Below are 26358 nucleotides of genomic sequence, written 5' to 3'. Positions count from 1 at the left end.
GCAACCATGCCTGTAGATATTCTGATGCCAGCGCTCTCGCCGACCATGGAAGAGGGCAAACTGTCGAAATGGCTGAAAAAGGAAGGTGACAAGGTCACCTCCGGCGACGTTCTCGCGGAAATCGAAACCGACAAGGCGACGATGGAAGTGGAAGCGGTCGATGAAGGCACCATCGGCAAGATTCTCATTGCCGAAGGCACCGACAACGTGAAGGTCAACACCGTTATCGCCGTTCTCCTGGGCGACGGTGAAAGCGCCGATGCCGCCAGCGCGCCAAAGGCTGCAGCCGCTGAAGCGCCTGCCAAGGCGGAAGAAGCCCCGCAGCAGGAAGCGGAGGCTGCAAAGCCCGCTGCGACCGTTCCGGCAGCGCCGAAGACCGAAGTTGCCGCCGATCCGGATATTCCGGCAGGCACCGAGATGGTCTCCACCACCGTGCGCGAAGCGCTGCGCGACGCCATGGCGGAAGAAATGCGCCGTGATCCCAACGTCTTCATCATGGGTGAAGAAGTCGCCGAATATCAGGGCGCCTACAAGATCACCCAGGGTCTGCTCGACGAATTCGGCCCGCGCCGCGTTGTCGATACGCCGATCACCGAACACGGCTTTGCCGGCGTCGGTGTTGGCGCTGCCATGACCGGCCTGCGCCCGATCGTTGAATTCATGACCTTCAACTTCGCCATGCAGGCGATTGACCAGATCATCAATTCGGCGGCCAAGACACTCTATATGTCCGGCGGCCAGATGGGCGCACCGATGGTGTTCCGTGGTCCTTCCGGCGCTGCTGCCCGCGTCGCGGCCCAGCACTCCCAGTGCTATGCCGCTTGGTACAGCCATATTCCGGGCCTCAAGGTCGTCATGCCCTACACGGCTGCCGATGCGAAGGGTCTGCTCAAGGCTGCGATCCGCGATCCGAACCCGGTCATCTTCCTTGAAAACGAAATCCTCTACGGTCACTCCTTCGATGTGCCGAAGCTCGATGATTTCGTCCTGCCGATCGGCAAGGCCCGCATCCACAAGAAGGGCACGGACGTTACGCTCGTCTCCTTCGGCATCGGCATGAACTACACGGTCAAGGCGGCGGAAGAGCTGGCCAAGCTCGGCATCGATGCTGAGATCATCGATCTGCGCACCATCCGCCCGATGGACATTCCGACGGTTGTCGAATCGGTCAAGAAGACCGGTCGCTGCGTCACCATCGAGGAAGGCTATCCGCAGTCCTCGGTCGGTACGGAAATTGCCACCCGCGTCATGCAGCAGGCTTTCGATTATCTCGATGCACCGATCCTGACGATTGCCGGCAAGGACGTTCCGATGCCCTATGCCGCCAATCTGGAAAAGCTGGCATTGCCGAACGTTCAAGAAATCGTCGAGGCCGTCAAAGCTGTGACATACACAGCGTAAAGGGGAGGAAATCGATATGCCGATCAATATCACCATGCCGGCTCTTTCTCCCACGATGGAAGAGGGCAATCTTGCCAAATGGCTTGTCAAGGAAGGCGATAAGGTTGGTCCCGGCGATGTGATTGCCGAGATCGAAACCGACAAGGCAACGATGGAAGTCGAAGCGGTCGACGAAGGCACGGTCGCCAAGATCGTGGTTCCCGCCGGTACGGAAGGCGTCAAGGTCAATGCGCTGATCGCCATTCTGGCGGCGGACGGCGAAGATGTCGGTGCTGCTGCCAAGGGCGGCGACGCAGCTCCCGCGAAAGCAGAAGCCGCACCTGCGCCTGCCAAGGCCGAAGCCCCCAAGGAAACGGCGCCAGCACCGGCTGCACCAGCCGCCGCAGTTGCTGCTCCGGCAAAGTCCGGCGACCGGACATTCTCGTCGCCGCTGGCCCGCCGCATCGCCAAGGACGCCGGTATCGATCTTTCCGCTGTAACGGGCTCCGGCCCGCATGGCCGCGTCATCAAGAAAGACGTCGAGGCAGCAATCTCCGGCGGTGGTGCCAAGGCACCTGCGGCAGCTGCAGCGGCCACGCCGGCAGCGGCTCCCAAGCCCATGTCGGACGATACGGTGCTGAAACTGTTCGAGGAAGGCTCCTATGAGCTCGTGCCGCATGACGGCATGCGCAAGACGATTGCAAAGCGTCTGTTGGAAGCCAAGTCGACCGTTCCGCATTTCTATCTGACGGTCGATTGCGAACTCGACGCATTGCTGGCGCTGCGTGCCCAGATCAATGCGGCATCGCCGATGCGCAAGACGGAAAAGGGCGACGTTCCCGCCTACAAGCTGTCCGTCAATGACATGATCATCAAGGCGATGGCTCTGGCCCTGCGCGATGTTCCGGACGCCAATGTGTCCTGGACCGAAGCCAACATGGTCAAGCACAAGCATTCCGACGTGGGCGTTGCCGTGTCGATCCCCGGCGGCCTGATCACGCCGATCATCCGCAAGGCCGAGGAAAAGACCTTGTCCACCATCTCCAACGAGATGAAGGACCTGGCCAAGCGCGCGCGCGACCGCAAGCTGAAGCCCGAGGAATACCAGGGCGGCACGACAGCGGTTTCCAACCTCGGCATGTTCGGCGTCAAGGACTTCGCCGCCATCATCAACCCGCCGCATGCCACCATTCTGGCAATCGGTGCGGGTGAAGAGCGGGCCGTCGTCAAGAAGGGTGAGATCAAGGTCGCCACGGTCATGTCCGTGACGCTTTCGACCGATCACCGCGCCGTCGATGGAGCCTTGGGTGCCGAGCTTGCTCAGGCCTTCAAGCGCCACATCGAAAACCCGATGGGCATGCTGGTCTGAGGCCGACGATGAAAACGGTGCTCTGCTATGGCGATTCACTGACCTGGGGGTACATTCCCGACGGGTCAGGTCGCCATGCGCTGGGCGATCGCTGGCCACAGATTTTGCAGGCAGAGCTTGGCGGCAGCGTGAATGTTGTCGCGGATGGCCTGAACGGGCGGACAACCGCCTTCGACGACCATCTCTCGGGGTTTGAACGCAATGCTGCCAAGACGCTGACCACCGCGCTTGGCACGCATTTTCCGCTCGACCTCGTGATTGTCATGCTCGGCACCAACGACATGAAGAGCTTTATCTGCGGCAATGCGCAGGGCGCCAAGCGCGGCATGCAGCGGCTGATCGAGATCATCCGTACTGCGCTGTACCAGTTTGATGCGAAAGCGCCGCGGATTTTGATCATGTCACCGCCGGCGCTGGGCGAGACGGACGGTCCGGAATTCCGGCTGGTGTTCGAGCAGGGCATCGAACAGTCGCGCCGGCTCGCCGCCTTTTATGAAGATGCCGCCCGGCAGGCCGATTGCGCGTTTTTCGATGCGGGATCGGTGGCGAAGACATCGCCGGTCGATGGCGTGCATCTGGATGCAGACAATACACGGGCAATCGGCAAGGCCATTGCACCAATCGTTCGAGGCATACTCGATATTTAGTTCAGTCTTAGGAGGACCGAGACTTGGCCAATAATTACGACGTGATCATCATTGGTTCCGGCCCGGGCGGCTATATCGCCGCTATCCGTTCCGCGCAGCTGGGATTGAAGACGGCCATCGTGGAACGCGAGCATCTCGCCGGTATCTGTTCCAACTGGGGCTGCATACCGACAAAGGCGCTGCTGCGCTCGGCGGAAATCTTTCATTACGCCGAACACGCGAAGAATTACGGCCTGAAGATCGAAGGCAGCGTGACTGCTGACCTCAAGGCCATCGTTGCACGCTCGCGCGGCATTGCCGAGCGGATGAATGGCGGCGTCGGCTTCCTGATGAAGAAGAACAAGGTCGATGTCATCTGGGGCGAGGCCAAGCTGACCAAGCCTGGCGAGATCGTCGTGTCCAAGACCACCAAGAAGCCGGTCGAGCCGCAGGCGCCGCTGCCCAAGAATACCCTGGGCGAGGGCACTTATACGGCCAAGCATATCATCATCGCCACCGGTGCCCGTCCGCGCGCGCTTCCGGGTATCGAGCCGGATGGCAAGCTGATCTGGACCTATTTCGAGGCGATGAAGCCGGAAGAAATGCCGAAATCGCTGCTCGTCATGGGTTCAGGTGCCATCGGTATCGAATTCGCATCGTTCTACCGCACGATGGGCGTTGACGTGACCGTCGTCGAAGTCATGCCGCAGGTCATGCCGGTTGAAGACACCGAGATTGCCAACTTTGCCCGCAAGCAGTTCGAAAAGCAGGGCATGAAGATCATTCTCGATGCCAAGGTGACCAAGGTCGAGAAGTCAGCCAATTCCATCACCGCCCATGTGGAAAAGAAGGACGGCAAGGTCGAAAAAATCACCGCGGACCGTATGGTCTCGGCTGTCGGCGTGCAGGGCAATATTGAAAACATCGGCCTTGAGGCACTTGGCATCAAGACCGATCGCGGCTGCATCGTCATTGACGGCTATGGCAAGACCAACGTTCCCGGCATCTATGCCATCGGCGACGTCGCCGGACCGCCCATGCTGGCGCACAAGGCCGAGCACGAGGCTGTGATCTGTGTCGAGAAGATCGCCGGACTGCCGAACGTGCATCCGATGGACAAGGCCAAGATCCCGGGCTGCACCTATTGCAACCCTCAGGTTGCTTCCGTTGGGTTGACCGAAGCCAAGGCGAAAGCGGAAGGCTATGACGTCCGCGTCGGCCGTTTCCCGTTCGTGGCCAATGGCAAGGCGATTGCGCTGGGTGAAGACCAGGGCATGGTCAAGACCGTCTTCGACAAGAAGACCGGCCAGCTCCTCGGCGCCCATCTCGTCGGTGCTGAGGTGACGGAACTGATCCAGGGTTTTGTGGTTGCGATGAACCTTGAAACGACCGAAGAAGAACTGATGCACACGATCTTCCCGCATCCGACCCTGTCGGAAACGATGAAGGAAAGCGTGCTGGATGCCTATGGACGTGCACTGAACGCCTGATAACGAAAGGAATTCCGGTCCGTTGGTCACCATCAAGGACAGCAAACCCTGGATTCGCCTGTCGTGGGCAATCCTCAAATGGTCGACCCTGCTGGGTCTTGCATTGGGGTTTGCTGCGTCTGCCTTGAGTCTGGTTTCCGGCAACACCATATCCATCAATGGCACGGCCATCGGCGGCTGGACCGGTGTGTGGGTAGTGACTTTTGCCTGCGGGTTGGGTGGTTTTCTTTTCGGTGCTATATGGGCTCTGGTGTTTCGTGCCATTGCGATTGCATCAGGACGATAGGGCGAGCGAGGGAAGATGGATCAGCCAGTCGGTATCATGAGCATGCCCGGTGTCGGTTTCTTCGGGATGCTGGTCATCGGCTTCATCGCCGGATATATCGCGGAAAAGGCGATGAGCCGCAATCATGGCTTGTTCACCAATATTCTTGTTGGTATTGCCGGATCGTTCGTGGGTGGCACGCTGGCCGGATTGTTGAATTTCAACTTTTACGGCTTTTTTGGAAATCTGATTGTTGCGACGGCGGGCGCAATTATCATTCTGTGGATTTTTGGCAAAGCCAGATCCTCGAATTAAACTAGGAAGTCCTGATGGTAACGGTTCTCGATACGATCGATCAAAAGCGGCGCCTGCGGCATCCGGAAAAGGCGCATCGTCCGGATACGGAAATTCTGAAGAAGCCGGACTGGATTCGCGTCAAGGCGCCGGTCTCCAAAGGCTATGCCGAGACGCGCGAGATCGTGCGCTCGCACAGCCTCGTGACCGTGTGCGAAGAGGCTGGTTGCCCGAATATCGGCGAGTGCTGGGACAAGAAGCACGCCACCTTCATGATCATGGGCGAGATCTGCACACGTGCCTGCGCGTTCTGCAACGTCGCAACGGGATTGCCGACGGCGCTTGATCCGAACGAGCCGGAGAATGTCGGCAAGGCCGTCAAGAAGATGGGCCTGACCCATGTGGTCATCACCTCGGTCGACCGCGACGATCTTCCCGATGGCGGCGCCCAGCATTTTGCCGACGTCATCAACGCGATCCGCGCGATTTCTCCTGGCACAACGGTTGAAATCCTCACGCCGGATTTCCTGCGCAAGGACGGTGCGCTTGAGATCGTCGTTGCCGCGCGCCCCGATGTGTTCAACCACAATCTGGAAACGGTGCCTTCCAACTATCTCAAGGTGCGTCCGGGCGCCCGTTATTTCCATTCCATCCGCCTGTTGCAGCGGGTGAAGGAACTCGATCCGACCATCTTCACCAAATCCGGCATCATGGTCGGCCTCGGCGAAGAGCGCAACGAAGTGCTGCAGCTGATGGACGACCTGCGTTCGGCCAATGTCGACTTCATGACCATCGGCCAGTACCTGCAGCCGACGCGCAAGCATCATCCGGTTCTCAACTATGTCACGCCAGACGAATTCAAGTCCTATGCGACCATCGCCAAGACCAAGGGCTTCCTGGTGGTTGCATCGAGCCCGCTGACACGCTCGTCGCACCATGCGGGTGATGATTTCGCCAAGCTGAAGGCTGCACGCGAGGCGCTGCACGCCAACAGAAGCTGACTGAATGCCGAAATTCGATACGACACGCCCCGTGGTGCATCGGGCCGAGCAGATGTTCGATCTGGTGGCGGATGTGGAAAGCTATCCGCAGTTCCTGCCGATGTGCGAAAGCCTGAAGGTGCGCTCACGTAAGGAGCGGGACGGCAAGACGCTGCTCATTGCCGATATGACCGTAGGCTACAAGCTGATCCGCGAGACGTTTACCAGCCAGGTTCTGCTCAAGCCGGACGAGAAGGTGATCGAGACCAAATATGTCGACGGGCCGTTCCGCTATCTCGACAACAAATGGCAGTTCGTGCCCTCCGCAAACCCGGAACATTCCGAGGTCAAATTCTACATCGACTATGAATTCAAAAGCCGCACGCTCGGTTTTTTGATGGGATCGATGTTCGATATTGCTTTCCGGAAATTCACCGAAGCCTTTGAAAAGCGCGCCGACCAGATTTACGGGCGCGATTCATAACGCAAAACCATCTTTTGATTTGCCGGTTAACTAAAACACCCCACAGCGCAGGAATCGCCGCCGTGGGGTGTTCTGTTTCAGCCGTTCACCTGTCTGCTTGCCGCATCGATAATCCTGCCGCGCTCTGGTTCGTCGGAAATATCCAGGAGAACGACCAGACCGTCTCCAACGCTTTTTCGCAGAATGTTGCGACCCGATGGCACCGTGGACAGCAGGCCGTCGCTTTCGAGTGTCTGTATCCGGCTGCGGGATAAAGCCAGTTCCGAAGCCAGAAGCCGGTCGAGGCGCACGGTCGTTGTCAGTGGCAGTCTGAGTTCAATCGACAGCTGCGTTACATCCAGCGCGTGAGAGAGAAGCTTCTTCCTGACGGTAACATCTGAGAACTCCGTGACCTCCATTGCCTTCAATCCAATTGGATTGAATGCCAGACGGTCGAGCCATTCCGGATCGTTGGTCTGAAGCGCTGCAAGGGTTTGCAGGTCGATATCCCGGACATGCCTGCGCTCGAAAATCGTGCGGTTCCACGTGTTGTCGCAGACCGTGCATTTGTAGATGAGCCAGGCATCGAGTTTGCGGCCATTGGCGTTGAGCCGGGCCTTGCCGCTGGATTGGAAGGGCCGCACGCAGCGGCAATGGCTGCAGGCGATGCGAGGCTGGGGAGCCGTTCGTGGAACAATGGTCCATTGGACGCAGAGAGTATTGGACATGCCGTCTTGATCTTCCTTTTGGAAGTTCAGCAAGAAGGCTGTCAGACAGTCATGGACTGAGCGCGGTGTGGCGTGTTCGGGGATGGGAAGAGTTTTGGGCCGATGCGTCTGCGGAAGGCGCACGCTTGAATTGCCAACCGGCCTCTAACTCTGCCACCCGCTGAACATGTGTCAGCACTGCCGGAACGCAACGCGCGTTGTCAGCAGCACGGGGTAATACAGGCGAGACCGGTCTTTACGATGGCAAAATGAGACTCCAGGAGGGGCAAAAACTCTTCCGCGCTGAGCCGTATCAAAATCCGGGCGCCATTGGAAGCCCCCGGATTTCTCGCGATCAAACGGCGTCTTGTGGCTTTTAGCGCTGTGCGGCAACCAGCAGGAACATCGGCCGCTCCAGTTCCTCGGCAAGCTCGGGCCTCGCGATGATCTGTTCTTTCGTCGGCTTCCATTCTTCCACGTGGGCGATGGTGAAACCCGCTGTCATCAGCAGATTGAGGATGGTGCCGATTGTCCGGTGCTGTTTGATGACGCCTTTGGCCAGCCAGTCGGTCACCCGCGGTCCCTCGACCAGATAGCCGTCGACGGGCCAGGATTTGCGACCTTCCGCATCAATCGACCAGCCGGGACGGGATGGTGCCATAAAGATGGGGTGTTCCATCGAGAAGATGAATTTCGCGCCGGGAACGAGTGCCTTGTGAACGGTCCGGAACAGCCCGGCCAGATTGTCGATGTAATGCAGGGTGAGTGAGCTATAGGCGAGATCAAACGCTGCCTCGGGCAAGTCAAGCACCTCCAGATCGGCTCTGTCATAACGAATGGCCGCATCTGTCGACGTTGATCGCGCCCGCGCCAGCATGTTTTCCGAAACATCGAGGCCCAGCACCTCTGCGGCACCGTTCTCGCGCGCCCAGCGGGCAAACCAGCCAAAACCGCAACCGAGATCCACGGCGCGCAGGCCGTGGAGGTCTGGCATCAGCGCCTGCAGGGCAGGCCATTCCGCGGCACTGGCAAGACCGCCCACCGAGCGGCCCAACTGGCTGTAGCCTTCGAAGAAGGCCGGCGTATCATAAATATTCTGTGTCATCGTGTTCTCCATCTTGATGCCGATGGACGGCGCGCACCATAAAAAAGCCCCGTCCGTTGCCGGCGGGGTTTGCTGGTGACGCGTTGCGCTTTTCGATCAGCGTGCACGAAGTCCCTGCATCCCGCCTGTTGGGATGCCGGCAACCCGCGCAACAATCAAAACGTCTTTCTCGATCATGGAACCGATATCCCATGCTGGCGGTGATGATGTCAAGAATGGCAAGTTTCCGCGCATCGGGTGATTGATCGCAGCGGGACGATTCAGCTAGAACTGCGGCGCAACCAGCTTGGGAGAGAATGATGAGCGGCGTTGAGCACGATTACACGCTTCACGGGGAAGCACCATCCGTTGACGACTATTGCCGGTTGCGGGTGATTTCCGGTTTGAGTCCGAAGAGCCGTGAGGCGGCTCTCATCGGTCTTCCCAACACGGTCTGCGGCGTGACGGTGACACTGGACGGCAAGGCAGTCGGCATGGGCCGCATCGTCGGGGATCGCGGCTGTTTCTATCAGGTGGTGGACATCGCGGTTGATCCCGCCCATCAGGCGCGCGGGCTTGGCAAGAAGATCATGGCTGCGCTGATGGACTATGTGGCGGCGGAAGCGCCTGATGGCGCCTATGTCAGCCTCATCGCCGATGGCCCGGCCAAACATCTCTACGCAAAATTCGGCTTCGAGCCGGTGACGCCGGATTCCATCGGCATGGCGTTCCGGGTGTCGCGCACCTGAGTCAGGCGAGCGTCTTCAACACCAGATCGAGCGCCGTTTCGACGGCGTTTTGCCGGATGCTCGCGCGCCCCTGATCGGGAAAAACATGGCGCACAGCCTGCGGCGCCTGTCCCTTGAGGGCGACACCGAACCAGACGAGACCAACCGGCTTGGCCGCCGATCCGCCGCCCGGACCTGCAACACCCGTCACCGCCACGGCAATGCCGGCGCGGGAGTGTTGCAATGCGCCCGCTGCCATGGCCAGCGCCACTTCCTCCGATACGGCGCCATGGGCAGCGATCACTTCCATGGGAATGCCGAGCATCGCGTGCTTGGCTTCGTTGGAATAGGTGATGAAGCCGCGATCCACCACATCGGATGACCCGCCGATGTCGGTGAGCGATGCCACAATCAGCCCGCCGGTGCAGGATTCCGCCGTTGCCAGGAGAATGCCTCTGGCACGGCAGGCCTCCAGAACCGCGATGGCTTTTGCCTCTGCGATCAGTCCGCTCATTCCGGCAATCCTCCCGGATAGATCACCGACGCCGTGGCGATGGCGGCGATGCCTTCCTTGCGGCCGATAAAGCCCATTTTTTCATTGGTCGTCGCCTTGACCGATACACGATCGGGCGTAATCCCGAGCATTTTCGACAGGGCCGCGGTCATCGCCTCGCGGTGCGGGCCGACTTTCGGTTCTTCGCAGATCAGGGTGATATCGGCATTGGCGATACGCCCGCCCGCCGCCTTGACGATTTTCACGGCATGCTCGACAAAAATATGCGAGGCGGCACCCTTCCATTGCGGGTCGGACGGCGGGAAATGCGTGCCGATATCGCCCGCGCCGCGCGTGGCCAGCAAAGCATCGGTCAGTGCATGCAAGGCGACATCCGCATCGGAGTGGCCATTGAGCTTGCGGTCATGTTCGATGAAGACGCCGGCGAGCGTCACGCCATTGCCGGGCTCGAAAGAATGCACATCATAGCCGTTGCCCGTGCGCACATCCGGGAAGGCGGCATGCCTTTGCGACAGACGGTCATCAGCCATATCGATATCCTTTGCCCAGGTGAGTTTGGTATTGTCAGCCGATCCCTCGACAATCCGCACCGGCAGGCCCTGCCACTCGGCAATGGCAGAATCATCGGTGAAATCGGAACGGCCGATGGCAAACGCGGCATCATGCGCCGCCATGATCGGCCCATAGGGGAAGGCCTGCGGCGTCTGTGCCGCATAAAGCCCGGCGCGCGGCACCGTGGCGCTGACCATGGCATCATGGCCCGCTGCTTTCAGCGTATCGGAGACGGCAAGCACCGGCAGGACACCAATATGCGGCGTCAGGTTGAAAATAACCCGCTCGAGCAGGTCGGCGGAGATGAACGGCCGCACACCGTCATGGATGAGCACGTGGTCCGGCGCCTGGTCTTTCAGGGCGAGCAAGCCAAGCCGGGTTGATTCCTGCCGCGTCGGCCCTCCGGTTACGCATGTGACCCGTGCCGCATAGTCTCCTGCCGCCTGGGCGAAGAGGGATTCATCTTCCTTGTGGATGACAACGACGACATCGTCGATGAACGGGCAGCCGAGAAAGGCCCGCAGCGTATGCGCCAGAACCGCTTCACCGCCGATCTTGCGGTATTGCTTCGGTCCTTCAACGCTTTGGCCCGCGCGTTCCCCGCGACCAGCCGCCACAATGACGGCTGCCACCCGCATCTGCTTGTCGTTTGTACCTGCCGCCACACTTCTCTCCGTAACTCCAGACTGCGTTACCTCTTGCCGAGGCGAAAGACCAGAGGTTTAAACGAAATCTCGTCCATTCGAGGTGCTCTTTGCCTTGCCTAGTCCGGTGTTCCTGTCTAAAGGATAGGCGATTGGAAAATTGCATACGAAACAGGCAATAGTGACGTGATCGATCTGAATCAACCACTCGAGATAGGCGGCGTGCAACTGCGTAACCGGGTGTTCCTTGCGCCGATGTCCGGTGTGTCCGACCTGCCGTTCCGCCAGCTGGCGTGGAAGGCCGGCGCAGGCATGGTCGTGTCCGAAATGGTTGCCAGCGCCGAGTTGTGCACGCGCGAGCGCGGCAACCTGCTGCGGCTGCGCGGAGACGGTCTCGGCACCCATGTGGTGCAGATCGCCGGACGCGAAACAAAGTGGATGGCGGAAGCCGCGCGCATTGCCGAAGGTGAGGGCGCGCATATCATCGATATCAATATGGGCTGCCCGGCCAAGAAGGTGACCGGCGGTTTTTCCGGTTCAGCCCTGATGCGCGATCTCGATCATGCCCTGACGCTGATCGAGGCGACCATCGCTGCGGTAAAGATTCCCGTGACATTGAAAATGCGTCTGGGCTGGGATGACGACACGATCAATGCGCCGGAACTTGCCGCCCGTGCCGAACAGGCCGGTGTGCAGATGGTGACGGTGCACGGACGCACGCGCTGCCAGTTCTATGAAGGCAAGGCGGACTGGCATGCCATCCGTGCCGTCAAATCAGCCGTTTCCATCCCGCTTGTTGCCAATGGCGATGTGTTGAACCGCGACGATGCCAATAGCATTCTCGAGGCGTCGGGAGCCGATGCGGTCATGGTCGGACGTGGCTCTTATGGGCAGCCCTGGCTGCCCGGGACGATCGTTCATGGCGTGCAGAACGGGCAGGACACAGGCCTGATCGCCGATTATGCGGTCGCCCATTACGAAGCGATGCTGGCCCATTACGGCGAGCCGACCGGCATTCGGCATTCGCGCAAGCATCTCGGCTGGTATCTGGAAAAGCACGGTGTCGATATCAGCGCGGCTGAACGCGCCGCGATCATGACCGAAACCAATCCGCGTCTGGTTGCCGGGCGCCTGCATGCCGCACTCGCGCGGCCGGACGAACATGACATGAAGAAGGTTGCATGATGACATCGGCAGACAATGTTGCGATGGACGACAAACTGGCCGGGATCGTTCTCAATGCGATCCGCCATCCGGTGATCATGCTCGATGAAAGCGGGCATATTTCCTATGCCAATTCCGATGCGGAAGCGTTTTTCCGCTCCAGCGCCAGCATATTGAGCCGCAACACGCTGGAAATGCTGCTGCCATTCGGCAGCCCGTTGCTGGCTCTGGTCAAGCAGGTGCGGGAAAGCCCGTCGCCCGTCAATGAATATCGCGTCGATGTTTCGTCGCCGCGCCTCGGACAGGACCGCATTGTCGATCTCTACGTCACGCCGGTCAGCGAAGCACCGGGATCGATCGTCATCCTGTTCAAGGAGCGGTCAATGGCGGAAAAGCTCGACAGGCAGATGACCCATCGCGGCGCTGCCCGCTCGGTGACCGGCCTTGCATCCATGCTGGCGCACGAAATCAAGAACCCGCTGTCGGGTATTCGCGGTGCGGCGCAGCTGCTGGAAACCGGTCTCAACGATGATGACCGCGCGCTGACGCGGCTGATCACCGACGAGACCGACCGGATTGTCTCGCTTGTCGACCGCATGGAAGTGTTTTCCGACGAGCGCCCGATCGAGCGGGAGGCGGTGAATATCCACGTCGTGCTGGATCACGTCAAAGCCATCGCCAAGAACGGCTTTGCCAGCCACATCAAGTTCCACGAAGATTATGACCCGTCGCTGCCTTATGTTTTTGCCAATCGTGATCAGCTCGTACAGGTGTTCCTGAATCTGGTGAAGAATGCGGCGGAATCCATCGGCACGAGCGAGCCGGGCGAGATCACGCTGTCGACCGCCTTCCGCCCCGGTATCCGCCTGTCGATTCCGGGCATCCGCAACCGGGTATCCCTGCCACTCGAATTCTGCGTGCAGGATACCGGTTCAGGCGTTTCACCGGATATCATGCCGCATCTGTTCGATCCGTTCATCACGACAAAGCCGAACGGCTCGGGCCTCGGCCTGGCGCTCGTTGCAAAAATCGTTGGCGATCATGGCGGTGTCATCGAGTGCGATTCCGTGCCGCGCAAGACGACATTCCGCATTCTGATGCCCGCATGGCAGAGCGATCCGTCGGACGACGACCATGCGGATGAAATGATTATATCGAAAAAGGCAGGATTCTGATCATGAGCTTGGGCAGCATTCTCGTTGCGGATGACGACGCAGCAATCAGAACAGTCCTCAATCAGGCGCTGTCGCGTGCCGGTTACGATGTGCGCATCACCTCCAATGCAGCCACCCTGTGGCGCTGGATTTCCGCCGGTGACGGCGATCTTGTCATCACCGATGTGGTGATGCCCGATGAAAACGCTTTCGACCTTCTGCCGCGCATCAAGAAATCGCGCCCCGATCTGCCTGTTATCGTCATGAGCGCGCAGAACACCTTCATGACGGCAATCCGCGCTTCGGAGGCTGGGGCCTATGAATATCTGCCAAAACCATTCGATCTGACCGAACTTGTCAGCATTGTCGGCCGTGCCTTGGCTGAACCGAAGAAAAAGCCGGAAAAATGGGCCAATGAAGAACAACCGGATACCATGCCTCTGGTGGGCCGCTCGCCCGCCATGCAGGATATCTACCGCGTTCTTGCCCGCATGATGCAGACCGACCTGACCGTGATGATTTCAGGTGAATCCGGCACGGGCAAGGAGTTGGTGGCGCGGGCGCTGCATGAATATGGCCGTCGCCGCAAGGGGCCGTTCGTCGCCATCAACATGGCTGCCATTCCGCGCGACCTGATCGAATCGGAACTGTTCGGCCATGAACGGGGTGCTTTTACCGGTGCGCAGAACCGGTCGAGCGGCCGGTTCGAGCAGGCGGATGGCGGCACGCTGTTCCTCGATGAAATCGGCGATATGCCGATGGAAGCACAGACACGCCTGCTGCGCGTACTGCAGCAGGGCGAATATATGACCGTGGGCGGGCGCACGCCGATCAAGACCGATGTGCGGATCGTGGCCGCGACAAACAAGGACCTGCGGACGCTGATCAATCAGGGCATGTTCCGCGAGGATCTCTATTACCGCCTGAACGTGGTGCCGCTGCGCCTGCCGCCGCTGCGCGAGCGCGGCGAGGATATTCCCGACCTTGTCCGGCATTTCTTCAAGATGGCGGCAAAGGACGGCCTGCCGGAAAAACGCATCACCGCCGATGGTCTCGACCTGATGCGCCGCTATCCCTGGGCCGGCAATGTGCGCGAACTGGAAAACCTGGTGCGCCGTCTCGCCGCGCTTTATCCGCAGGAAGAAATCAATGCGGATGTGATCGAGGCGGAGCTCAAGGCCGACCTGCGGCCGGCGGAGCCATCCTCGACGTCGATGTCCAACGAGGACATCACCATCGCCCAGGCAGTCGAACTCAACATGCAGCGCTACTTCCTGTCCTATGGCGATGACCTGCCACCGGTCGGGCTTTACCAGCGCGTGCTGGAGGAAGTGGAATACCCGCTCATCCTCTCATGCCTGACCGCTACCCATGGCAACCAGATCAAAGCAGCCGAACTGCTCGGGCTCAACCGCAACACGCTGCGCAAGAAAATCCGCGAGCTTGGCGTGAATATCTACAAGAACACCAAGAACGATTTGGGGCGATAGGATACAGATTCCGACCGCTTCGATCAAAAATCCAGCGGTGCGTTGTCGATGACTTCCTTCATGACAAAGAACGTCCGGGTCTGGCGCACGCCGGGCAGGGCGATCAACTGGCTGCCGTGAATCCGGTTGAAATCGGCCATGTCCTTGACGCGGATTTTCAGGAAATAATCGAAATCACCGGCGACAAGATTGCAGTCGAGAACAAAACTCAGTTTCGTCACCGCCTGTTCGAACTGCGCAAAGCTTTCCGGCGTCGAACGATCCAGCACCACGCCGACCATGACAAGTGCACCCCGGTCCACCATTTGCGGTTGCACCATGGCCCGCACTGTCTTGATAAAACCATCGTCGAACAGGCGCTGCGTGCGCCGATGGCAGGTCGCCGGGCTCACATCCACAAGCGTTGCCAGCTCGGCATTGGTCAAGCGCCCGTTCTTCTGCAACAGCCGCAGCATCTTCATATCGATGCGGTCCAGTTCACCCGGCATGAAAGAATCTTCCGAAAATAAACGTTAATGCAGAAGCATAGCGCAGAATTGGCGTAGTGAAATCATTATTCATCAATTTCAGCGCCGAACTATGAGAGCACCTTTCTTTGGAAGGGTGATAGCGTTTTGCCTACGAAAACCACTTCGAAAGGGAAAACAATGCTGGAAAAATTCGAACGCTATCCGCTTACATTCGGGCCGACGCCTATTGAAAAACTGAGCCGCCTGTCCGCACATCTCGGCGGCCGGGTCGAGCTTTATGCCAAGCGCGACGATTGCAACTCGGGGCTGGCCTTCGGCGGCAACAAGCTGCGAAAGCTCGAATATATCATACCGGATGCCATCGCTTCGGGCGCAGATACGCTCGTATCGATTGGCGGCGTGCAGTCGAACCACACGCGGATGGTTGCGGCGGCAGCCGCGAAGATCGGCTTCAAATGCCGTTTGGTACAGGAAAGCTGGGTGCCGCACGAGGACGCCGTCTATGATCGCGTCGGCAATATCCTGCTCAGCCGGATCATGGGCGCGGATGTGGAAATGGTGGATGAAGGCTTTGACATCGGTATTCGCGAAAGCTGGGAAAACGCCATCGAGGATGTGAAAGCCAAGGGCGGCAAACCCTATCCGATCCCGGCGGGAGCTTCGGTGCACAAGTATGGTGGCCTGGGCTATGTCGGCTTTGCCGAAGAGGTGCGGGCGCAGGAAGCCGCGCTCGGCTTCACATTCGACTATGTCATTGTCTGCACGGTGACCGGTTCGACCCATGCCGGCATGCTTGTCGGTTTTGCCAAAGACGGGCGCGAACGCAACGTCATCGGCATTGATGCCTCGGCCACCCCGGCGCAGACCAGGGCACAGGTGCTGGAGATCGCCCGCCGTACCGCGGATCTGGTCGAGCTTGGCAAAGACCTGACTGCGGCGGATGTCATCCTCAACGAAGACTATGCTTATCCGGTCTATGGTGTCCCCTCGGAGGAAACCAAGCAGGCCATCCGCCTCTGTGCCCGGCTGGAAGGGATGATCACCGATCCTGTCTACGAGGGAAAATCCATGCAGGGCATGATCGATCTCGTTGGCAGGGGATTTTTCCCCGATGGGTCAAAGGTGCTCTATGCGCATCTTGGCGGTGCTCCGGCGCTGAACGGCTATGCCTATACGTTTCGCAACGGCTAGCCGTGCTACAGGCGATTCAAGTGCCGCGAGAGGGGAGTTATGGCTCCTTTCAGCGGTTCTGTTAAAATATTATCCGACTAATGATTAATCTCACTCGTCGGATCCGATGCTTATAAGGTTGCAATCTTCAGCCGCTTCTCAATGTCCCTCGATTCAAATATTGTGTTTTAACTTGAAATAATGCAATAAATTCCGCGGACTGCCGTTGGAATCGAGGCATTGGCAATATGTGGAACTTCAGTATCTTCTGGACCCTGATCATCATGGTGCGGACGTGGCCATTCATCGTGCTGCGCATGATCGTCTATACCGCAATACCTGCTGCCTATTGTGTCATTGTTGCCTGCGGTGCCGGTGCCGGTTATGGCATTGGTCACATTTTTATCCTGTCAGACCCGGAAGCGCCCGCACGTTGTGCTGGAATCGGCGGGCTTATTGGTCTCGTGGCTGCGACGGCACTGGTCTGCGATCTGCGTGAATACCTTCTCTACATTCTCAAGGCGGGCCACATCGCGGTGCTCGTGCATCTCATTGGAGGCAAGGCGGTGCCAGGCGGGCAGGGGCAATTGACCTATGCCCGGACGGTCGTCACCGAACGGTTCATCGAAGCCAATGTGTTCTTTGTCTTTGATCAGCTCATCAAGGCGGTCCTGCAATCCATCAGTGTGCTGACGGCCGGGATCGCATCGCTTGTCCCTGTCCCGGGGTTGCTGGCTGCGGCCAATCTGCTCAACAGCTTCCTCCGCATGTCCATCACCTATGTCGATGAAATCATTCTCGGTTACAATATCCGCATGGCGGGAGCCGCGCCGTTCGACAACGGCATGCGCGGCATCGTGCTCTACGCGCAGAACAGCAGGATCATGGTGAAAAATGCCATCTGGCTGTCATTCATCGTCTGGATCATGACCGCTGGTATTTTCGTGCTGACGCTGACGCCCGCCGCAGCCATGCTTTACTGGATACCGGGACCAAGCGCCGGTTACGCGGTTTTCGTCGCCATTGCTCTGGCATGGGCGGTGAAAATGGCCTTGCTCGAGCCCTTTGCCATCGCTGCCTTGATGACGGTCTATTTCAGGACCATCGAGGGACAAGCCATCGACCCGGAATGGGAGGAGCGGCTAAGCCGGACCTCCCAGGCCTTTCGCGACCTGAAGGACAAGGCGCTGGGCGGTCTCGCTGCCGTTTGATCCTAAAGCGGACCCTTGAACACGAAGAATGCGCCGCCGCAGATCATCGCGAAGCCGACGAGGTGGTTGATCGTGATTTTTTCGCCAAGATACATCACTGAAAACCCGGCAAAGACCAGAAGCGTGATCACTTCCTGGATGGTCTTCAACTGGGCGGCCGAATAGATCTCGTGACCGTAGCGGTTCGCCGGTACCGCAAGGCAGTATTCGGCAAAGGCAATCATCCAGCTGATGAGGATGACCAGAAAGAGCGGACGGTCCGCGAATTTAAGATGGCCATACCAGGCAAATGTCATGAAAACATTTGAGCCAAGCAACAGGAGGATGGGGCGGATATAATCAAAGGAGGGCATGAAGTGTCCTTGCGCTAAGCGTCTTGGGGCAGGGAATGCAATAAGGTTCAAACGGTCAAAGCGATCCGGACAGCAGGCTTACGTCAAGTCGCGCGCAGCGGAAAGGGTGATCTGGGGTTTGGCGACAAGACATGCGCGGTGTGACCTAAAGGCCATAGCCTTGATCAGGCGTTGACGGGCTGTCGTGGCGGGCGTGTCAGATGGATGACGGCAAAAACCGCTGAAACAAGCAGCATCGCGAATCCCAGGAAGGAAAACAGGCTGGTCAGGTGTCCAGGCACATCGCTCCAGCGCGGTCTGATGATATCAGCCGTGTTGTAGGGATCGCCGCTATACTGGCACATGACGAAAGAGCCGCCGTTGCGCACAAGTGTGACATCGAGATCGGAGACAAGGGTACTGACGGCGTCCCGGTGTTCAGGCATGTCGCGCATATACACAAGCACAGCCTTCGTCGCAGCAAGATAAGCGTGCGAACAGGCATTGAAAGGGCTTTGCTCATCCGCAATGCTGCCGGGGACAATGCCCCAGAGACAATAGCTGTATTGGATATTGGTGTAGTTCAGCAGCCGCCGGAATTTTTCATCGGTGCGGGTCATGCGGGCCGCCAGATCGAGGATCGGCTTGCGGTAGTCGGCGATAACCGCCATTTCACCATGGGACAGGCTTGGAATGGAAATGCCCGATGTATCGGTGCCGGCGCTGCTGCGGTGCGCCCATCCGCTTTCGGTTTGCAGCATGAACAGGCATGCGACCAGCGCCAGGAACCAGCCTGCCGGGCATCCCATAGGGATATCGAAGCGTTGCGGTCTCATGACAGTCCCATCGGCAGCGGAAGCCTGAACGCCCACAGGGCGTTCAGGAATGGCGCGACTGCGCTCAGCGTGCCGCATGCAGGCGATAGCGCGGACGCTGTCCGGCCAGAACCCGTTCAGCCAAAGCGCCGAAGAGCAGACCAAGCGTGGTCCAGACGATCACATGGATCCCCAGCGATGCGACGCGGAAGTTCCAGAGAACGGTCGGTGAGAACTGTTCGGGAACTTCGTTGATGGCGGGAAGCGAGTATTGCACCAGCGCAATGAACACGACATAGGCGGCACCGGCCATCAATGTCGCGTTCCATGCGCCGTGCTGGGCATAAAGGCGCTTTGCCAGACCCACAGCCGCCGCAAGGGCACCGAGCGAAACCACCAGCATGACGAAGAACAATTCCGTTCTGGCCCCGATGGTGTCCGGGCTGCCAACCGCAGGCGGATTCATCGGGTACTTGATGCAGGGAACGAGAACAATTGCCACAAAACCCGCGAGCGCCAGCAGGGCCGCCGTACTGCGCGGGCTGAGGGAACTGACCCGGCCATGCACAAAGGCAAAGACCAGGGAGAACAACCCGCCAAGCGCGGCACTGTAGACGACAATGCCGGTAAACAGGCCGATGCCGGCCTGTGTCGCCCGCGCGACAAGCTCCGGTTCAGCCGCTGCGCCGGCCGCCTGGCTCATCTTTTCCTCGAAGGCAATGGCATGATCAACCTGCGGTTCGCCGAACACCCGGGCAAACCCGAACGCCAACAACCCGGCGATGACCCCTACGATCATGCCGCGGATCAAAAGATCTCTTGTCATTGTTTCGTTTCCTCAGTGGCAGGGAAAACCGAGGAGATGGCGGCCGTCATGAACGAATTCGTGCACATACATGCCTGAGAAGAGTGACATCGCACCTTCTTCCGCACCGATGAAATAGATTGCGAGCAGCATGATCAGCCCGCCGAAAATGGCCCAGGGCAAGACTTCGCCAAGAGGAATGGGCGTGACGCCTGCTGACGGCGTAAGAGCGATATCGGACATGAATTTTCTCCCAGAATGACGCGTTCACTAACGGAATAAATGATGTTGCGGCCAGGGTCTGGCTTTCAATCAGTGAAAAAGGACTGATTAATTACAGTGGCGCGACCGCTCCGGAATTTCACCGGCTTCCAAACTCGCAACAGCACGGTTATATCTGTGCGCGCCGCAGACTGTCAATGAACGGTCTGCGGGCTGTTTCCGGTTTTTTCCTGAGGGTTTTGAGGGATATTTTGGCCAGAGCCACGCGGTTGACCCTTGTTTGCCATGGCGCCACACCGGCGGTCCGCACAGGTGCTTTCCCCGCCGACGAAGCGCTTGAACCCGGGGAAGCCCAAAACCTGCAGGCCATTGCCGGGCATTTGCGCCGTGCGCACCATGTTTTGACCAGTCCGGCGCTGCGTGCCCGGCAAACCGCCGATGCCCTGGGTTTGGAATCCGTTGTCGATACGGCGTTGGCGGATATCGATTACGGGAAATGGGCGGGGAGGACGCTTGCCGCTGTCCACCAAGCCCACCCGGACGATGTGACGGACTGGATGAACAATCCCGCCTCGGCCCCGCATGGCGGCGAGTCCATCCATGATTTTCTCGTCAGGATTGCAGATTGGATGAGCGCGCATATGCATGATGGCGGTCACACAATCGTGGTGACGCACGCTTCCGTCATTCGCGCCGCTGTTCTGAGCGTCTTGCAGGCACCGGATTCCGCATTTTGGCGCATCGATGTCGAGCCGCGCAGCTGTACGGAAATGAGCAGCGACGGCCGCCGGTGGATGCTTCGCGCTGCCGCCTGCGTGCCGCCGCGTCCCACAGGGTTACTGCCATGATCCCGGCAAAAATCAGGCTTAGCTTTCGCCGCGCGGTCGCACCCTTTCTACGGACCCGTCAAATCCGCCCGCTCACAGGAGTTCTCATGTCACGGCTCATTCGTATTTTTGCTGTCGCAACCGTCCTCAATGCCGGCCTGTTGGGGCAAGTATTGGCGCACGCCCATCTTGAATCGGCAGTTCCGGCCGAAAACGCCATTGTGAAGGTCTCGCCCGTCGAGATCGATCTGAGGTTTTCCGAGGGTTTGAACCTGAAATTTTCAGGCGCAACGATCACCGGCCCGGGCAAGGCGACCGTATCGACGGGACAGGCCAAACTGTCGATCAACGACCACAAGACACTGGTCATTCCGCTGTCGGCACCCCTCGCGTCGGGGGAATACACCGTAAACTGGACCGCACTTTCCACCGACGGTCACAAGACCAAGGGCAGCTATACATTCGCCGTCAAACCCTGATGGGGTTGGAGACCACGCTTGTTCTGTGCAGGTTCGTGCACAATACGTCCACGATGTTCCTGTGGGGCGCGTTTGCCTATCTCGCACTGCTTGTGCCCAAACCCCTGGCGCTGGAGATCGGGGAGCGCCTGCGTCCTGCGAGCGGGATCGCGGTCTTTCTGGCTATCGGAACGATCTTTGCCGCGCTGCCGCTGCAGGCTGGAATGATCGGGCAGGGCTGGAGCGATGCCGTCGATCTCGGAACCATCCGGGACGTGCTGCTTGAGACCAGTGTCGGTCGCGGCTGGGCGATACAGGTCGCGGCCGCCCTGCTTTTGTTGCCCGCATTGGCTCTGTCGCCACGCCGCGCGCGCGTCGCTCTTGCCATGGCGTCGGGACTGCTTCTGGCAAGCCTGGCATTTTCCGGCCATGCCACAATGCGGGAGGGCTGGATCGGCGCAGCCCACCGTTTCAACGATATGGTGCATGTGCTCTCGGGCGGCGCGTGGATTGGAGCGCTGATACCGGTTGTGCTGATTCTTGGCCGGCTGCGCCAGGCGGAATGGCGTGTGGCTGCACAAACGGCGCTCATGCGGTTTTCGTCGGCCGGTCATGCGGCCGTCGCACTGGTGATCGCGTCCGGCTTGGTCAATACCACGCTCGTCCTTCGACGTCTGCCGGCTGATTGGACATCCCCCTATCAGGCCTTGCTGGCGCTGAAGATCATTCTGGTTGTGGTGTTGACCGGACTGGCCCTGATCAACCGGTATGTTTTCGTTCCGCGCATGCGCAGCAGCGAGGCAGGTTCCATACGCGCCATTCGGCTCGGAACCCTGACGGAGATCGCGCTGGGCATTGTCGTGCTCGGGCTGGTTGCCTGGTTTGGCATGCTCGAACCTGTCTAGGTCGAAAAACGTGAGGGGCATGTCACGTTCGATCGGGCTGTCTCGTCTTGGTGGCGCAAGACCAATTGCAGGCAATGACAGGAGACAGGCACATGATCAGGAATATCTTTCTCGCAGGCGCCAGCGGCGCGGTTGGCAGGCGGCTTGCACCGCTGTTGGTGGAGGCCGGATATGTGGTGACCGGCACCACGCGCAGCGCCGAGAAGGCCGCTTCCTTGCGAAGGATCGGGGTTGAGCCGGCCATTGTCGATGTCTTCGATGCCGAAAAACTCAAATCCGTTGTAGCTGAGGCCGCGCCCGATGTGATCATACATCAGCTCACGGATTTGCCGCATGGTGTCAATCCAGCGGCGATGAAGGATTTCATCAGCCGCAATGCGCGCATCCGCAGCGAGGGAACCGCCAATCTTGTGCAGGCGGCAAAAATCGCGGGTGTCGGGCGCATCATCGCGCAGAGCATCGCCTGGGCCTATGCGCCGAAACCCGGTGTGTTCATCGAGACGGATCCGCTTGATCTGCACGCGGAAGAACCCCGCGCGACGACCGTTGCCGGTGTCGCGGCCATGGAACGGGCTGTGTTGAACGAGCCGGGCATGGAGGGCATTGTCCTGCGCTACGGCTTTTTCTACGGGCCGGGGACCGGCGTCGATATGCCGGCCAATCCGGATTTGCGCGTCCATGTCGATGCGGCCGCCAGCGCAGCACTCAAGGCTATCGAGCGCGGTGCAAGCGGCGCCTACAATGTTACCGAGACGGACGTTGTCGCCAACAGCGGGAAAGCCCGCCATGCACTTGGCTGGGACGCCGCATTCCGCATTGACGGCCGTCCATAGACCCTCGCGATGACCGGCGCGAGGCGAATCGACAGACGGCCTCCCACAGAGTTGGGAGAGGGGCAAAGCGCAATCTCGTTCTAGCACAGGTGGCAGAACCGGAATCCAGTGCCCGTTTTGACGGGAGTTTTAACCGTGCTTTCGTTTCAGCATGGGATGCCATGCCCTATGCTGTGGCCAATCGTCAAAGAATGGCCCATGAAAAACGTGTCCGACCTGAACAGCAAATCTGCCGGCCGCGCCGGCAAGAATACGTTGGAAGAGCAGAGCAGGCAGGCTTTGCTCTCCAGCGCAGCCGGGCGTTCATCGAAAGCGGTAAAGCGCACAATGAGCCAGTATTTCAAGAGCTTGTCGGATGTTGATGCGGCCAGACATCACGTGGAGAAGGCCAGGCGCACCGCTGATGACAGCTTGAACCGGGCCAAAGCTGCGCCAAAACCGCATGAAATCACCAACCCGGCCTTTGTTGCGCTGTTCGAGGCGCACCAGCATGATCGGGAGGTGCTTTTTGCCGCCATGCGCGCGCTTGACCGGGCTCAGGAAGTGCTGCAATCAGAGGCAGAAAAGACGGCATTTTTTGCCAGGGATGACGATCAGCCACGCTGATAGTTGCAATCTATAGGTGAATAAGCACACCACAAGATTGTATTTTACAGACTTTTGCTTTCCGCCGGCCTATCAATCCGCTGTTCGATGTCATCAACAACGGAAAATCTGCGTGAAAAAACTCATTTCCCTGATCATGGCGGCAAGTTTTGCCTGCTTCGCTTTTTCAGCAGCTGCGCGGGCGGACAATGCCGCGACCGAGCTGTTCCAGAAATATCTTGCCAATGGCCGTATCGGCGAGGCCGATGAGCAACTGTTGGCTTTGGCAGCGAAAGCGACGAACAATGCCGATGCGCAGCTGGGGCTGGGCCTTGTGCGCACCGCCCGCGCGTTCGAAAAGCTGGCGCAATCGCTTTTCAAACATGGATTTGGTTCGAAATCGGATGGCTATGAATTGTATCTGGGGCTGGGCGCCAGCCAAATCGCCAGAAACGGTGATCCGGAACCCATCACCTATGAGCAATTCCGCGGCATTCTCGCAACGTTCATTGCCGATCTCGATTCTGCCGACAAGGCACTTGCCGCCGTTGGCGACAAGCCGGCAAAGCTGAAAGTCGATCTTTCCGTTGCCCGGTTTGACTGGAATGGCGACGGCAAGGTTGGGCCGGAAGACCATATCGGCCGTGCCATTTCCGATACCAATGAAAACGGCGATCCCCTGCCTTTCATTGTCGGCTTCGACACCGCCGATGCGAAATGGCTGCAAGGTTATGACAATCTGCTGATGGCCGTCGCCAAGGCATGGCTTTCCCATGATTTTTCCGAAAGCTGGAACAGCAGCTTCAGCGTGGTGTTTCCCCGTGCTGTCTCGACCATGTCGGCAGTCAACGGCAGGGGCGCGGACGAATATACGATGTTCGGGGTGAACAAGGCACAGGCCGATGACATCGCTGATTTCATAACCCTCATTCACACCATTCGCTGGCCGGTTGCGGACACGGCGATGTGGAGCGATGTGCGCGTTCACCTGAAGAAGGTCATTGCACTCAACCGGGAAACCTGGGCCCTCGTCGACAAGGAAACCGACGACGACCATGAATGGCTGCCCGGCCCGAAGCAGAAGAGCGGTGTGCTGCCATCCTTCAATGTCACGCAGGAGCGCATCCAGGCCTGGCTCGCGGTGTTGTCGCAATTCGAGGCGGCCCTGGATGGCAAGATCCTCGTTCCCCATTGGCGCTTTGACAAAGGCATCAATCTGGCCAAGGTTTTCGACGATCCGAGGCCGTTTGATTTCATCCTCTGGCTCACCGGTCCGGCTGCCGTGCCGTATCTTCAGGACGGTCCGGCGATGAGCAGCGGCGAATGGAACCAGATCACGGCGATCTTCGAAGGAAATTTCGCCTCTTACGCCTTTTATTTCAATTAGAATACAGCCGTTCGGGTATCGGCCAATGGCAATCGTTGGCCGCTCTCGTGACGAGTAACGAGGGCGGGCGCGTCTTCAAGCCTTAAACTTTTGCCGTTGCGGTCTATATGTATCAAGGACGCACCGTGGCGTGCGTTCACGATCTTGCGCGCGTTCCGTGCGCAACAGACGTTCCCGACTTTCATCGAATACTCCAATTCAAACGAAAGAACTGTGACAATGTCCCAATCCATTGCATCCCAATCCGGTACATTCAGAATTGGCGGCGATATCGAAATCAATCGTCTTGGCTTTGGCGCCATGCGCATCACTGGCCGTGGTATCTGGGGGGAACCCGCCGACAAGCCGGAAGCCGTCCGCACCTTGCAGCGCCTGCCGGAACTTGGCGTGAACTTCATCGATACGGCAAATTCCTATGGTCCGGATGTTTCAGAGCTTCTGATCAGGGATGCCCTTCATCCCTATGGCGACATTCTCGTCGCCACGAAGGCTGGCCTTACGCGCGAGGGACCGGACCGTTGGACGCCGAAGGGCGATCCGAAATACCTGATCGACGAGGCGCATAAGAGCCTTCGCCAGCTTGGTGTTGATCAGATCGGTCTCTGGCAATTGCACAGGATCGACTCGAAAGTACCGCGTGACGAACAGTTCGGCGCTGTGAAATCGCTGCTGGACGCGGGTGTGATCCGCCACGCCGGACTGAGCGAGGTGTCCGTTGAAGAGATCAGGGCCGCTTCGAAATTCTTCAAAGTGGCGACGGTGCAGAACCGCTACAATCTCGTTGATCGCGCAAGCGAGGATGTCGTGGATTACTGCACGCAAAACGGAATCGGCTTCATTCCCTGGTTCCCGCTGGCTGCCGGTGATCTGGCAAAGCCAGGCTCGTTGCTGGACACCATCGCTGCCCATCACAAGGCGACGCCGGGCCAGATCGCCCTGGCATGGGTACTCAAGCGCAGCCCGGTCATTTTGCCCATACCGGGAACATCCAAGGTCAAGCACCTTGAGGAAAACGTCGATGCCGCAAGGATCAGCCTCTCCGATGAGGAATTCAGCGCGCTTGACCGGGAAGGCAAGGCACTCGCCGGACGATAAATTTCCTTGGGAGAACGCAGAAAGGGCCCGGTTTTCCGGGCCTTTTTCTTTTGCTTCTTGTAAACAGCATTCGCCCGTCTAAAGTGCGGCAAACCACAGGAGAAACGCCATGAAGATCAGTGCACGCAATCGGCTGAAAGGGACAGTTGTCGAAGTGACCAAGGGAGCAACGACGGCCCATGTCCGCATCGATGTCGGCGGTTCAATCGTCACGGCATCAATCACCAACGAAGCCGTTGACGAGTTGCAGCTGAAGGTTGGCGACAGTGCCTATGCCGTCGTCAAGGCTTCCGACGTCATGGTCGCCGTTGACTGATTGACCAGTCACGTCGGCAATGA

31 protein-coding genes and 1 riboswitch are annotated in these 26358 nt (G+C 58.9%); of the genes, 22 read left to right on the top strand and 9 right to left on the bottom strand.

The window, feature by feature from the left end; translation table 11 throughout:
* Nucleotides 1-6 precede the first annotated feature (6 nt).
* The 8 genes from J1W56_RS19700 to J1W56_RS19665 are packed head-to-tail and all read left to right on the top strand — an operon-like array spanning nt 7 to nt 6888.
* Nucleotides 7-1401 (top strand): pyruvate dehydrogenase complex E1 component subunit beta, encoded by a 1395-nt coding sequence (locus tag J1W56_RS19700; protein WP_223615001.1) that lies wholly within the window; start codon nt 7-9, stop codon nt 1399-1401.
* Between the two features lie 16 nt (nt 1402-1417).
* The gene (locus J1W56_RS19695) at nt 1418-2749 is read left to right on the top strand and encodes a pyruvate dehydrogenase complex dihydrolipoamide acetyltransferase (protein ID WP_223615000.1); all 1332 of its coding nucleotides are present in this window, start codon (nt 1418-1420) and stop codon (nt 2747-2749) included.
* An 8-nt stretch (nt 2750-2757) separates the two neighbouring features.
* Nucleotides 2758-3396, top strand: coding sequence for an SGNH/GDSL hydrolase family protein (locus J1W56_RS19690; protein ID WP_223614999.1), 639 nt, complete (start codon nt 2758-2760; stop codon nt 3394-3396).
* A gap of 23 nt (nt 3397-3419) precedes the next feature.
* A complete protein-coding gene (lpdA, locus tag J1W56_RS19685) occupies nt 3420-4865 on the top strand; it encodes a dihydrolipoyl dehydrogenase (protein ID WP_223614998.1) in 1446 nt (481 codons plus the stop codon).
* Between the two features lie 22 nt (nt 4866-4887).
* Nucleotides 4888-5151 carry a hypothetical protein gene (locus tag J1W56_RS19680; RefSeq protein ID WP_374042734.1) on the top strand — a complete coding sequence of 88 codons (264 nt, stop codon included), beginning with the start codon at nt 4888-4890 and terminating at the stop codon, nt 5149-5151.
* A gap of 15 nt (nt 5152-5166) precedes the next feature.
* The gene (locus tag J1W56_RS19675) at nt 5167-5445 is read left to right on the top strand and encodes a GlsB/YeaQ/YmgE family stress response membrane protein (protein WP_223614997.1); all 279 of its coding nucleotides are present in this window, start codon (nt 5167-5169) and stop codon (nt 5443-5445) included.
* Between the two features lie 14 nt (nt 5446-5459).
* Nucleotides 5460-6425, top strand: coding sequence for a lipoyl synthase (lipA, locus tag J1W56_RS19670; RefSeq protein WP_130269307.1), 966 nt, complete (start codon nt 5460-5462; stop codon nt 6423-6425).
* A gap of 4 nt (nt 6426-6429) precedes the next feature.
* Nucleotides 6430-6888 carry a type II toxin-antitoxin system RatA family toxin gene (locus tag J1W56_RS19665; protein WP_105732851.1) on the top strand — a complete coding sequence of 153 codons (459 nt, stop codon included), beginning with the start codon at nt 6430-6432 and terminating at the stop codon, nt 6886-6888.
* Nucleotides 6889-6965: 77 nt separating this feature from the next.
* Here J1W56_RS19665 and J1W56_RS19660 read toward each other — a convergent pair whose 3' ends face one another.
* Nucleotides 6966-7595 carry a DUF1062 domain-containing protein gene (locus tag J1W56_RS19660; RefSeq protein ID WP_223614996.1) on the bottom strand — a complete coding sequence of 210 codons (630 nt, stop codon included), beginning with the start codon at nt 7593-7595 and terminating at the stop codon, nt 6966-6968.
* 355 nt (nt 7596-7950) lie between these two features.
* On the bottom strand, nt 7951-8679 hold the full coding sequence (locus J1W56_RS19655) for a class I SAM-dependent methyltransferase (RefSeq protein ID WP_223614995.1): 729 nt from the start codon (nt 8677-8679) through the stop codon (nt 7951-7953).
* Nucleotides 8680-8978: 299 nt separating this feature from the next.
* Between J1W56_RS19655 and J1W56_RS19650 the strand changes: the two genes are divergently transcribed.
* On the top strand, nt 8979-9407 hold the full coding sequence (locus tag J1W56_RS19650; protein WP_223614994.1) for a GNAT family N-acetyltransferase: 429 nt from the start codon (nt 8979-8981) through the stop codon (nt 9405-9407).
* 1 nt (nt 9408) lies between these two features.
* On the opposite strand, the gene J1W56_RS19645 is transcribed toward J1W56_RS19650, so the two are convergent.
* Nucleotides 9409-9900, bottom strand: a complete 492-nt coding sequence (locus J1W56_RS19645) for a CinA family protein (RefSeq protein WP_223614993.1) — start codon at nt 9898-9900, stop codon at nt 9409-9411.
* Nucleotides 9897-11090, bottom strand: a complete 1194-nt coding sequence (locus tag J1W56_RS19640) for a bifunctional 2-C-methyl-D-erythritol 4-phosphate cytidylyltransferase/2-C-methyl-D-erythritol 2,4-cyclodiphosphate synthase (protein WP_223615209.1) — start codon at nt 11088-11090, stop codon at nt 9897-9899. Before J1W56_RS19640 ends, J1W56_RS19645 begins: the two co-directional genes overlap by 4 nt.
* A gap of 192 nt (nt 11091-11282) precedes the next feature.
* On the opposite strand from J1W56_RS19640, the gene dusB reads away from it, so the two are divergent.
* Genes dusB through ntrC form a run of 3 tightly spaced genes read left to right on the top strand, consistent with a single transcriptional unit; the run spans nt 11283 to nt 14904 of the window.
* Nucleotides 11283-12281, top strand: coding sequence for a tRNA dihydrouridine synthase DusB (dusB, locus tag J1W56_RS19635; RefSeq protein ID WP_223614992.1), 999 nt, complete (start codon nt 11283-11285; stop codon nt 12279-12281).
* Complete coding sequence (locus J1W56_RS19630) at nt 12278-13435, top strand: two-component system sensor histidine kinase NtrB (RefSeq protein ID WP_223614991.1); 1158 nt, start codon at nt 12278-12280, stop codon at nt 13433-13435. The genes dusB and J1W56_RS19630 overlap by 4 nt, the downstream gene beginning before the upstream one ends.
* 2 nt (nt 13436-13437) lie before the next feature.
* The gene (ntrC, locus tag J1W56_RS19625; RefSeq protein WP_223614990.1) at nt 13438-14904 is read left to right on the top strand and encodes a nitrogen regulation protein NR(I); all 1467 of its coding nucleotides are present in this window, start codon (nt 13438-13440) and stop codon (nt 14902-14904) included.
* Between the two features lie 23 nt (nt 14905-14927).
* Here ntrC and J1W56_RS19620 read toward each other — a convergent pair whose 3' ends face one another.
* Complete coding sequence (locus J1W56_RS19620) at nt 14928-15392, bottom strand: Lrp/AsnC family transcriptional regulator (RefSeq protein WP_223614989.1); 465 nt, start codon at nt 15390-15392, stop codon at nt 14928-14930.
* A 159-nt stretch (nt 15393-15551) separates the two neighbouring features.
* Between J1W56_RS19620 and J1W56_RS19615 the strand changes: the two genes are divergently transcribed.
* Together J1W56_RS19615 and J1W56_RS19610 are read left to right on the top strand one after the other, a co-directional pair.
* Complete coding sequence (locus tag J1W56_RS19615; RefSeq protein WP_223614988.1) at nt 15552-16565, top strand: 1-aminocyclopropane-1-carboxylate deaminase; 1014 nt, start codon at nt 15552-15554, stop codon at nt 16563-16565.
* Nucleotides 16566-16792: 227 nt separating this feature from the next.
* Nucleotides 16793-17755 carry a hypothetical protein gene (locus tag J1W56_RS19610; RefSeq protein ID WP_223614987.1) on the top strand — a complete coding sequence of 321 codons (963 nt, stop codon included), beginning with the start codon at nt 16793-16795 and terminating at the stop codon, nt 17753-17755.
* Between the two features lie 2 nt (nt 17756-17757).
* Here the strand turns inward: J1W56_RS19610 and J1W56_RS19605 are convergent, their stop codons facing one another.
* The 4 genes from J1W56_RS19605 to J1W56_RS19590 form a co-directional block, all read right to left on the bottom strand.
* On the bottom strand, nt 17758-18108 hold the full coding sequence (locus tag J1W56_RS19605) for a DMT family protein (protein ID WP_105733139.1): 351 nt from the start codon (nt 18106-18108) through the stop codon (nt 17758-17760).
* Nucleotides 18109-18272: 164 nt separating this feature from the next.
* A complete protein-coding gene (locus J1W56_RS19600; protein WP_223614986.1) occupies nt 18273-18923 on the bottom strand; it encodes a hypothetical protein in 651 nt (216 codons plus the stop codon).
* 64 nt (nt 18924-18987) lie between these two features.
* Nucleotides 18988-19728, bottom strand: a complete 741-nt coding sequence (locus J1W56_RS19595) for a CbtA family protein (RefSeq protein WP_223614985.1) — start codon at nt 19726-19728, stop codon at nt 18988-18990.
* Nucleotides 19729-19740: 12 nt separating this feature from the next.
* On the bottom strand, nt 19741-19950 hold the full coding sequence (locus J1W56_RS19590; RefSeq protein WP_130269314.1) for a CbtB domain-containing protein: 210 nt from the start codon (nt 19948-19950) through the stop codon (nt 19741-19743).
* A 32-nt stretch (nt 19951-19982) separates the two neighbouring features.
* Nucleotides 19983-20133: riboswitch (cobalamin riboswitch) on the bottom strand.
* Between the two features lie 47 nt (nt 20134-20180).
* Between J1W56_RS19590 and J1W56_RS19585 the strand changes: the two genes are divergently transcribed.
* The 8 genes from J1W56_RS19585 (at nt 20181) to J1W56_RS19550 (ending at nt 26335) form a co-directional block, all read left to right on the top strand.
* Nucleotides 20181-20777, top strand: a complete 597-nt coding sequence (locus J1W56_RS19585; protein WP_223614984.1) for a histidine phosphatase family protein — start codon at nt 20181-20183, stop codon at nt 20775-20777.
* 86 nt (nt 20778-20863) lie between these two features.
* The gene (gene copC, locus J1W56_RS19580) at nt 20864-21235 is read left to right on the top strand and encodes a copper homeostasis periplasmic binding protein CopC (RefSeq protein WP_223614983.1); all 372 of its coding nucleotides are present in this window, start codon (nt 20864-20866) and stop codon (nt 21233-21235) included.
* Nucleotides 21235-22119: a copper homeostasis membrane protein CopD gene (gene copD / locus J1W56_RS19575; protein ID WP_223614982.1), complete on the top strand. Its 885-nt coding sequence runs from the start codon at nt 21235-21237 to the stop codon at nt 22117-22119. Before copC ends, copD begins: the two co-directional genes overlap by 1 nt.
* 92 nt (nt 22120-22211) lie before the next feature.
* Nucleotides 22212-22952 carry an NAD-dependent epimerase/dehydratase family protein gene (locus J1W56_RS19570; protein WP_223614981.1) on the top strand — a complete coding sequence of 247 codons (741 nt, stop codon included), beginning with the start codon at nt 22212-22214 and terminating at the stop codon, nt 22950-22952.
* Nucleotides 22953-23150: 198 nt separating this feature from the next.
* A complete protein-coding gene (locus J1W56_RS19565; RefSeq protein ID WP_223614980.1) occupies nt 23151-23558 on the top strand; it encodes a hypothetical protein in 408 nt (135 codons plus the stop codon).
* 112 nt (nt 23559-23670) lie between these two features.
* Nucleotides 23671-24924: a BAR domain-containing protein gene (locus J1W56_RS19560; RefSeq protein WP_223614979.1), complete on the top strand. Its 1254-nt coding sequence runs from the start codon at nt 23671-23673 to the stop codon at nt 24922-24924.
* Between the two features lie 219 nt (nt 24925-25143).
* A complete protein-coding gene (locus J1W56_RS19555; RefSeq protein ID WP_223614978.1) occupies nt 25144-26019 on the top strand; it encodes an aldo/keto reductase in 876 nt (291 codons plus the stop codon).
* 109 nt (nt 26020-26128) lie between these two features.
* The gene (locus tag J1W56_RS19550) at nt 26129-26335 is read left to right on the top strand and encodes a TOBE domain-containing protein (protein ID WP_223614977.1); all 207 of its coding nucleotides are present in this window, start codon (nt 26129-26131) and stop codon (nt 26333-26335) included.
* Nucleotides 26336-26358: the final 23 nt, after the last annotated feature.

It is taken from the genome of Phyllobacterium calauticae (assembly GCF_019991125.1).
In the GTDB taxonomy this organism is placed as follows: domain Bacteria; phylum Pseudomonadota; class Alphaproteobacteria; order Rhizobiales; family Rhizobiaceae; genus Phyllobacterium; species Phyllobacterium calauticae.
Note: the sequence above shows the minus strand (reverse complement) of the source record. Positions and strands in the feature narration are given on the sequence as shown.

Bases quoted from the DNA above. Each gene is read 5' to 3' on its own strand.
- J1W56_RS19700 (WP_223615001.1), top strand. From the start codon at position 7: ATGCCTGTAGATATTCTGATGCCAGCGCTCTCGCCGACCATGGAAGAG.
- J1W56_RS19695 (WP_223615000.1), top strand. From the start codon at position 1,418: ATGCCGATCAATATCACCATGCCGGCTCTTTCTCCCACGATGGAAGAG.
- J1W56_RS19690 (WP_223614999.1), top strand. From the start codon at position 2,758: ATGAAAACGGTGCTCTGCTATGGCGATTCACTGACCTGGGGGTACATT.
- J1W56_RS19675 (WP_223614997.1), top strand. From the start codon at position 5,167: ATGGATCAGCCAGTCGGTATCATGAGCATGCCCGGTGTCGGTTTCTTC.
- lipA (WP_130269307.1), top strand. From the start codon at position 5,460: ATGGTAACGGTTCTCGATACGATCGATCAAAAGCGGCGCCTGCGGCAT.
- J1W56_RS19665 (WP_105732851.1), top strand. From the start codon at position 6,430: ATGCCGAAATTCGATACGACACGCCCCGTGGTGCATCGGGCCGAGCAG.
- J1W56_RS19660 (WP_223614996.1), bottom strand. From the start codon at position 7,595: ATGTCCAATACTCTCTGCGTCCAATGGACCATTGTTCCACGAACGGCT.
- J1W56_RS19655 (WP_223614995.1), bottom strand. From the start codon at position 8,679: ATGACACAGAATATTTATGATACGCCGGCCTTCTTCGAAGGCTACAGC.
- J1W56_RS19650 (WP_223614994.1), top strand. From the start codon at position 8,979: ATGAGCGGCGTTGAGCACGATTACACGCTTCACGGGGAAGCACCATCC.
- J1W56_RS19645 (WP_223614993.1), bottom strand. From the start codon at position 9,900: ATGAGCGGACTGATCGCAGAGGCAAAAGCCATCGCGGTTCTGGAGGCC.
- J1W56_RS19640 (WP_223615209.1), bottom strand. From the start codon at position 11,090: ATGCGGGTGGCAGCCGTCATTGTGGCGGCTGGTCGCGGGGAACGCGCG.
- J1W56_RS19630 (WP_223614991.1), top strand. From the start codon at position 12,278: ATGATGACATCGGCAGACAATGTTGCGATGGACGACAAACTGGCCGGG.
- ntrC (WP_223614990.1), top strand. From the start codon at position 13,438: ATGAGCTTGGGCAGCATTCTCGTTGCGGATGACGACGCAGCAATCAGA.
- J1W56_RS19620 (WP_223614989.1), bottom strand. From the start codon at position 15,392: ATGCCGGGTGAACTGGACCGCATCGATATGAAGATGCTGCGGCTGTTG.
- J1W56_RS19615 (WP_223614988.1), top strand. From the start codon at position 15,552: ATGCTGGAAAAATTCGAACGCTATCCGCTTACATTCGGGCCGACGCCT.
- J1W56_RS19610 (WP_223614987.1), top strand. From the start codon at position 16,793: ATGTGGAACTTCAGTATCTTCTGGACCCTGATCATCATGGTGCGGACG.
- J1W56_RS19605 (WP_105733139.1), bottom strand. From the start codon at position 18,108: ATGCCCTCCTTTGATTATATCCGCCCCATCCTCCTGTTGCTTGGCTCA.
- J1W56_RS19600 (WP_223614986.1), bottom strand. From the start codon at position 18,923: ATGAGACCGCAACGCTTCGATATCCCTATGGGATGCCCGGCAGGCTGG.
- J1W56_RS19595 (WP_223614985.1), bottom strand. From the start codon at position 19,728: ATGACAAGAGATCTTTTGATCCGCGGCATGATCGTAGGGGTCATCGCC.
- J1W56_RS19590 (WP_130269314.1), bottom strand. From the start codon at position 19,950: ATGTCCGATATCGCTCTTACGCCGTCAGCAGGCGTCACGCCCATTCCT.
- copC (WP_223614983.1), top strand. From the start codon at position 20,864: ATGTCACGGCTCATTCGTATTTTTGCTGTCGCAACCGTCCTCAATGCC.
- copD (WP_223614982.1), top strand. From the start codon at position 21,235: ATGGGGTTGGAGACCACGCTTGTTCTGTGCAGGTTCGTGCACAATACG.
- J1W56_RS19570 (WP_223614981.1), top strand. From the start codon at position 22,212: ATGATCAGGAATATCTTTCTCGCAGGCGCCAGCGGCGCGGTTGGCAGG.
- J1W56_RS19565 (WP_223614980.1), top strand. From the start codon at position 23,151: ATGAAAAACGTGTCCGACCTGAACAGCAAATCTGCCGGCCGCGCCGGC.
- J1W56_RS19555 (WP_223614978.1), top strand. From the start codon at position 25,144: ATGTCCCAATCCATTGCATCCCAATCCGGTACATTCAGAATTGGCGGC.
- J1W56_RS19550 (WP_223614977.1), top strand. From the start codon at position 26,129: ATGAAGATCAGTGCACGCAATCGGCTGAAAGGGACAGTTGTCGAAGTG.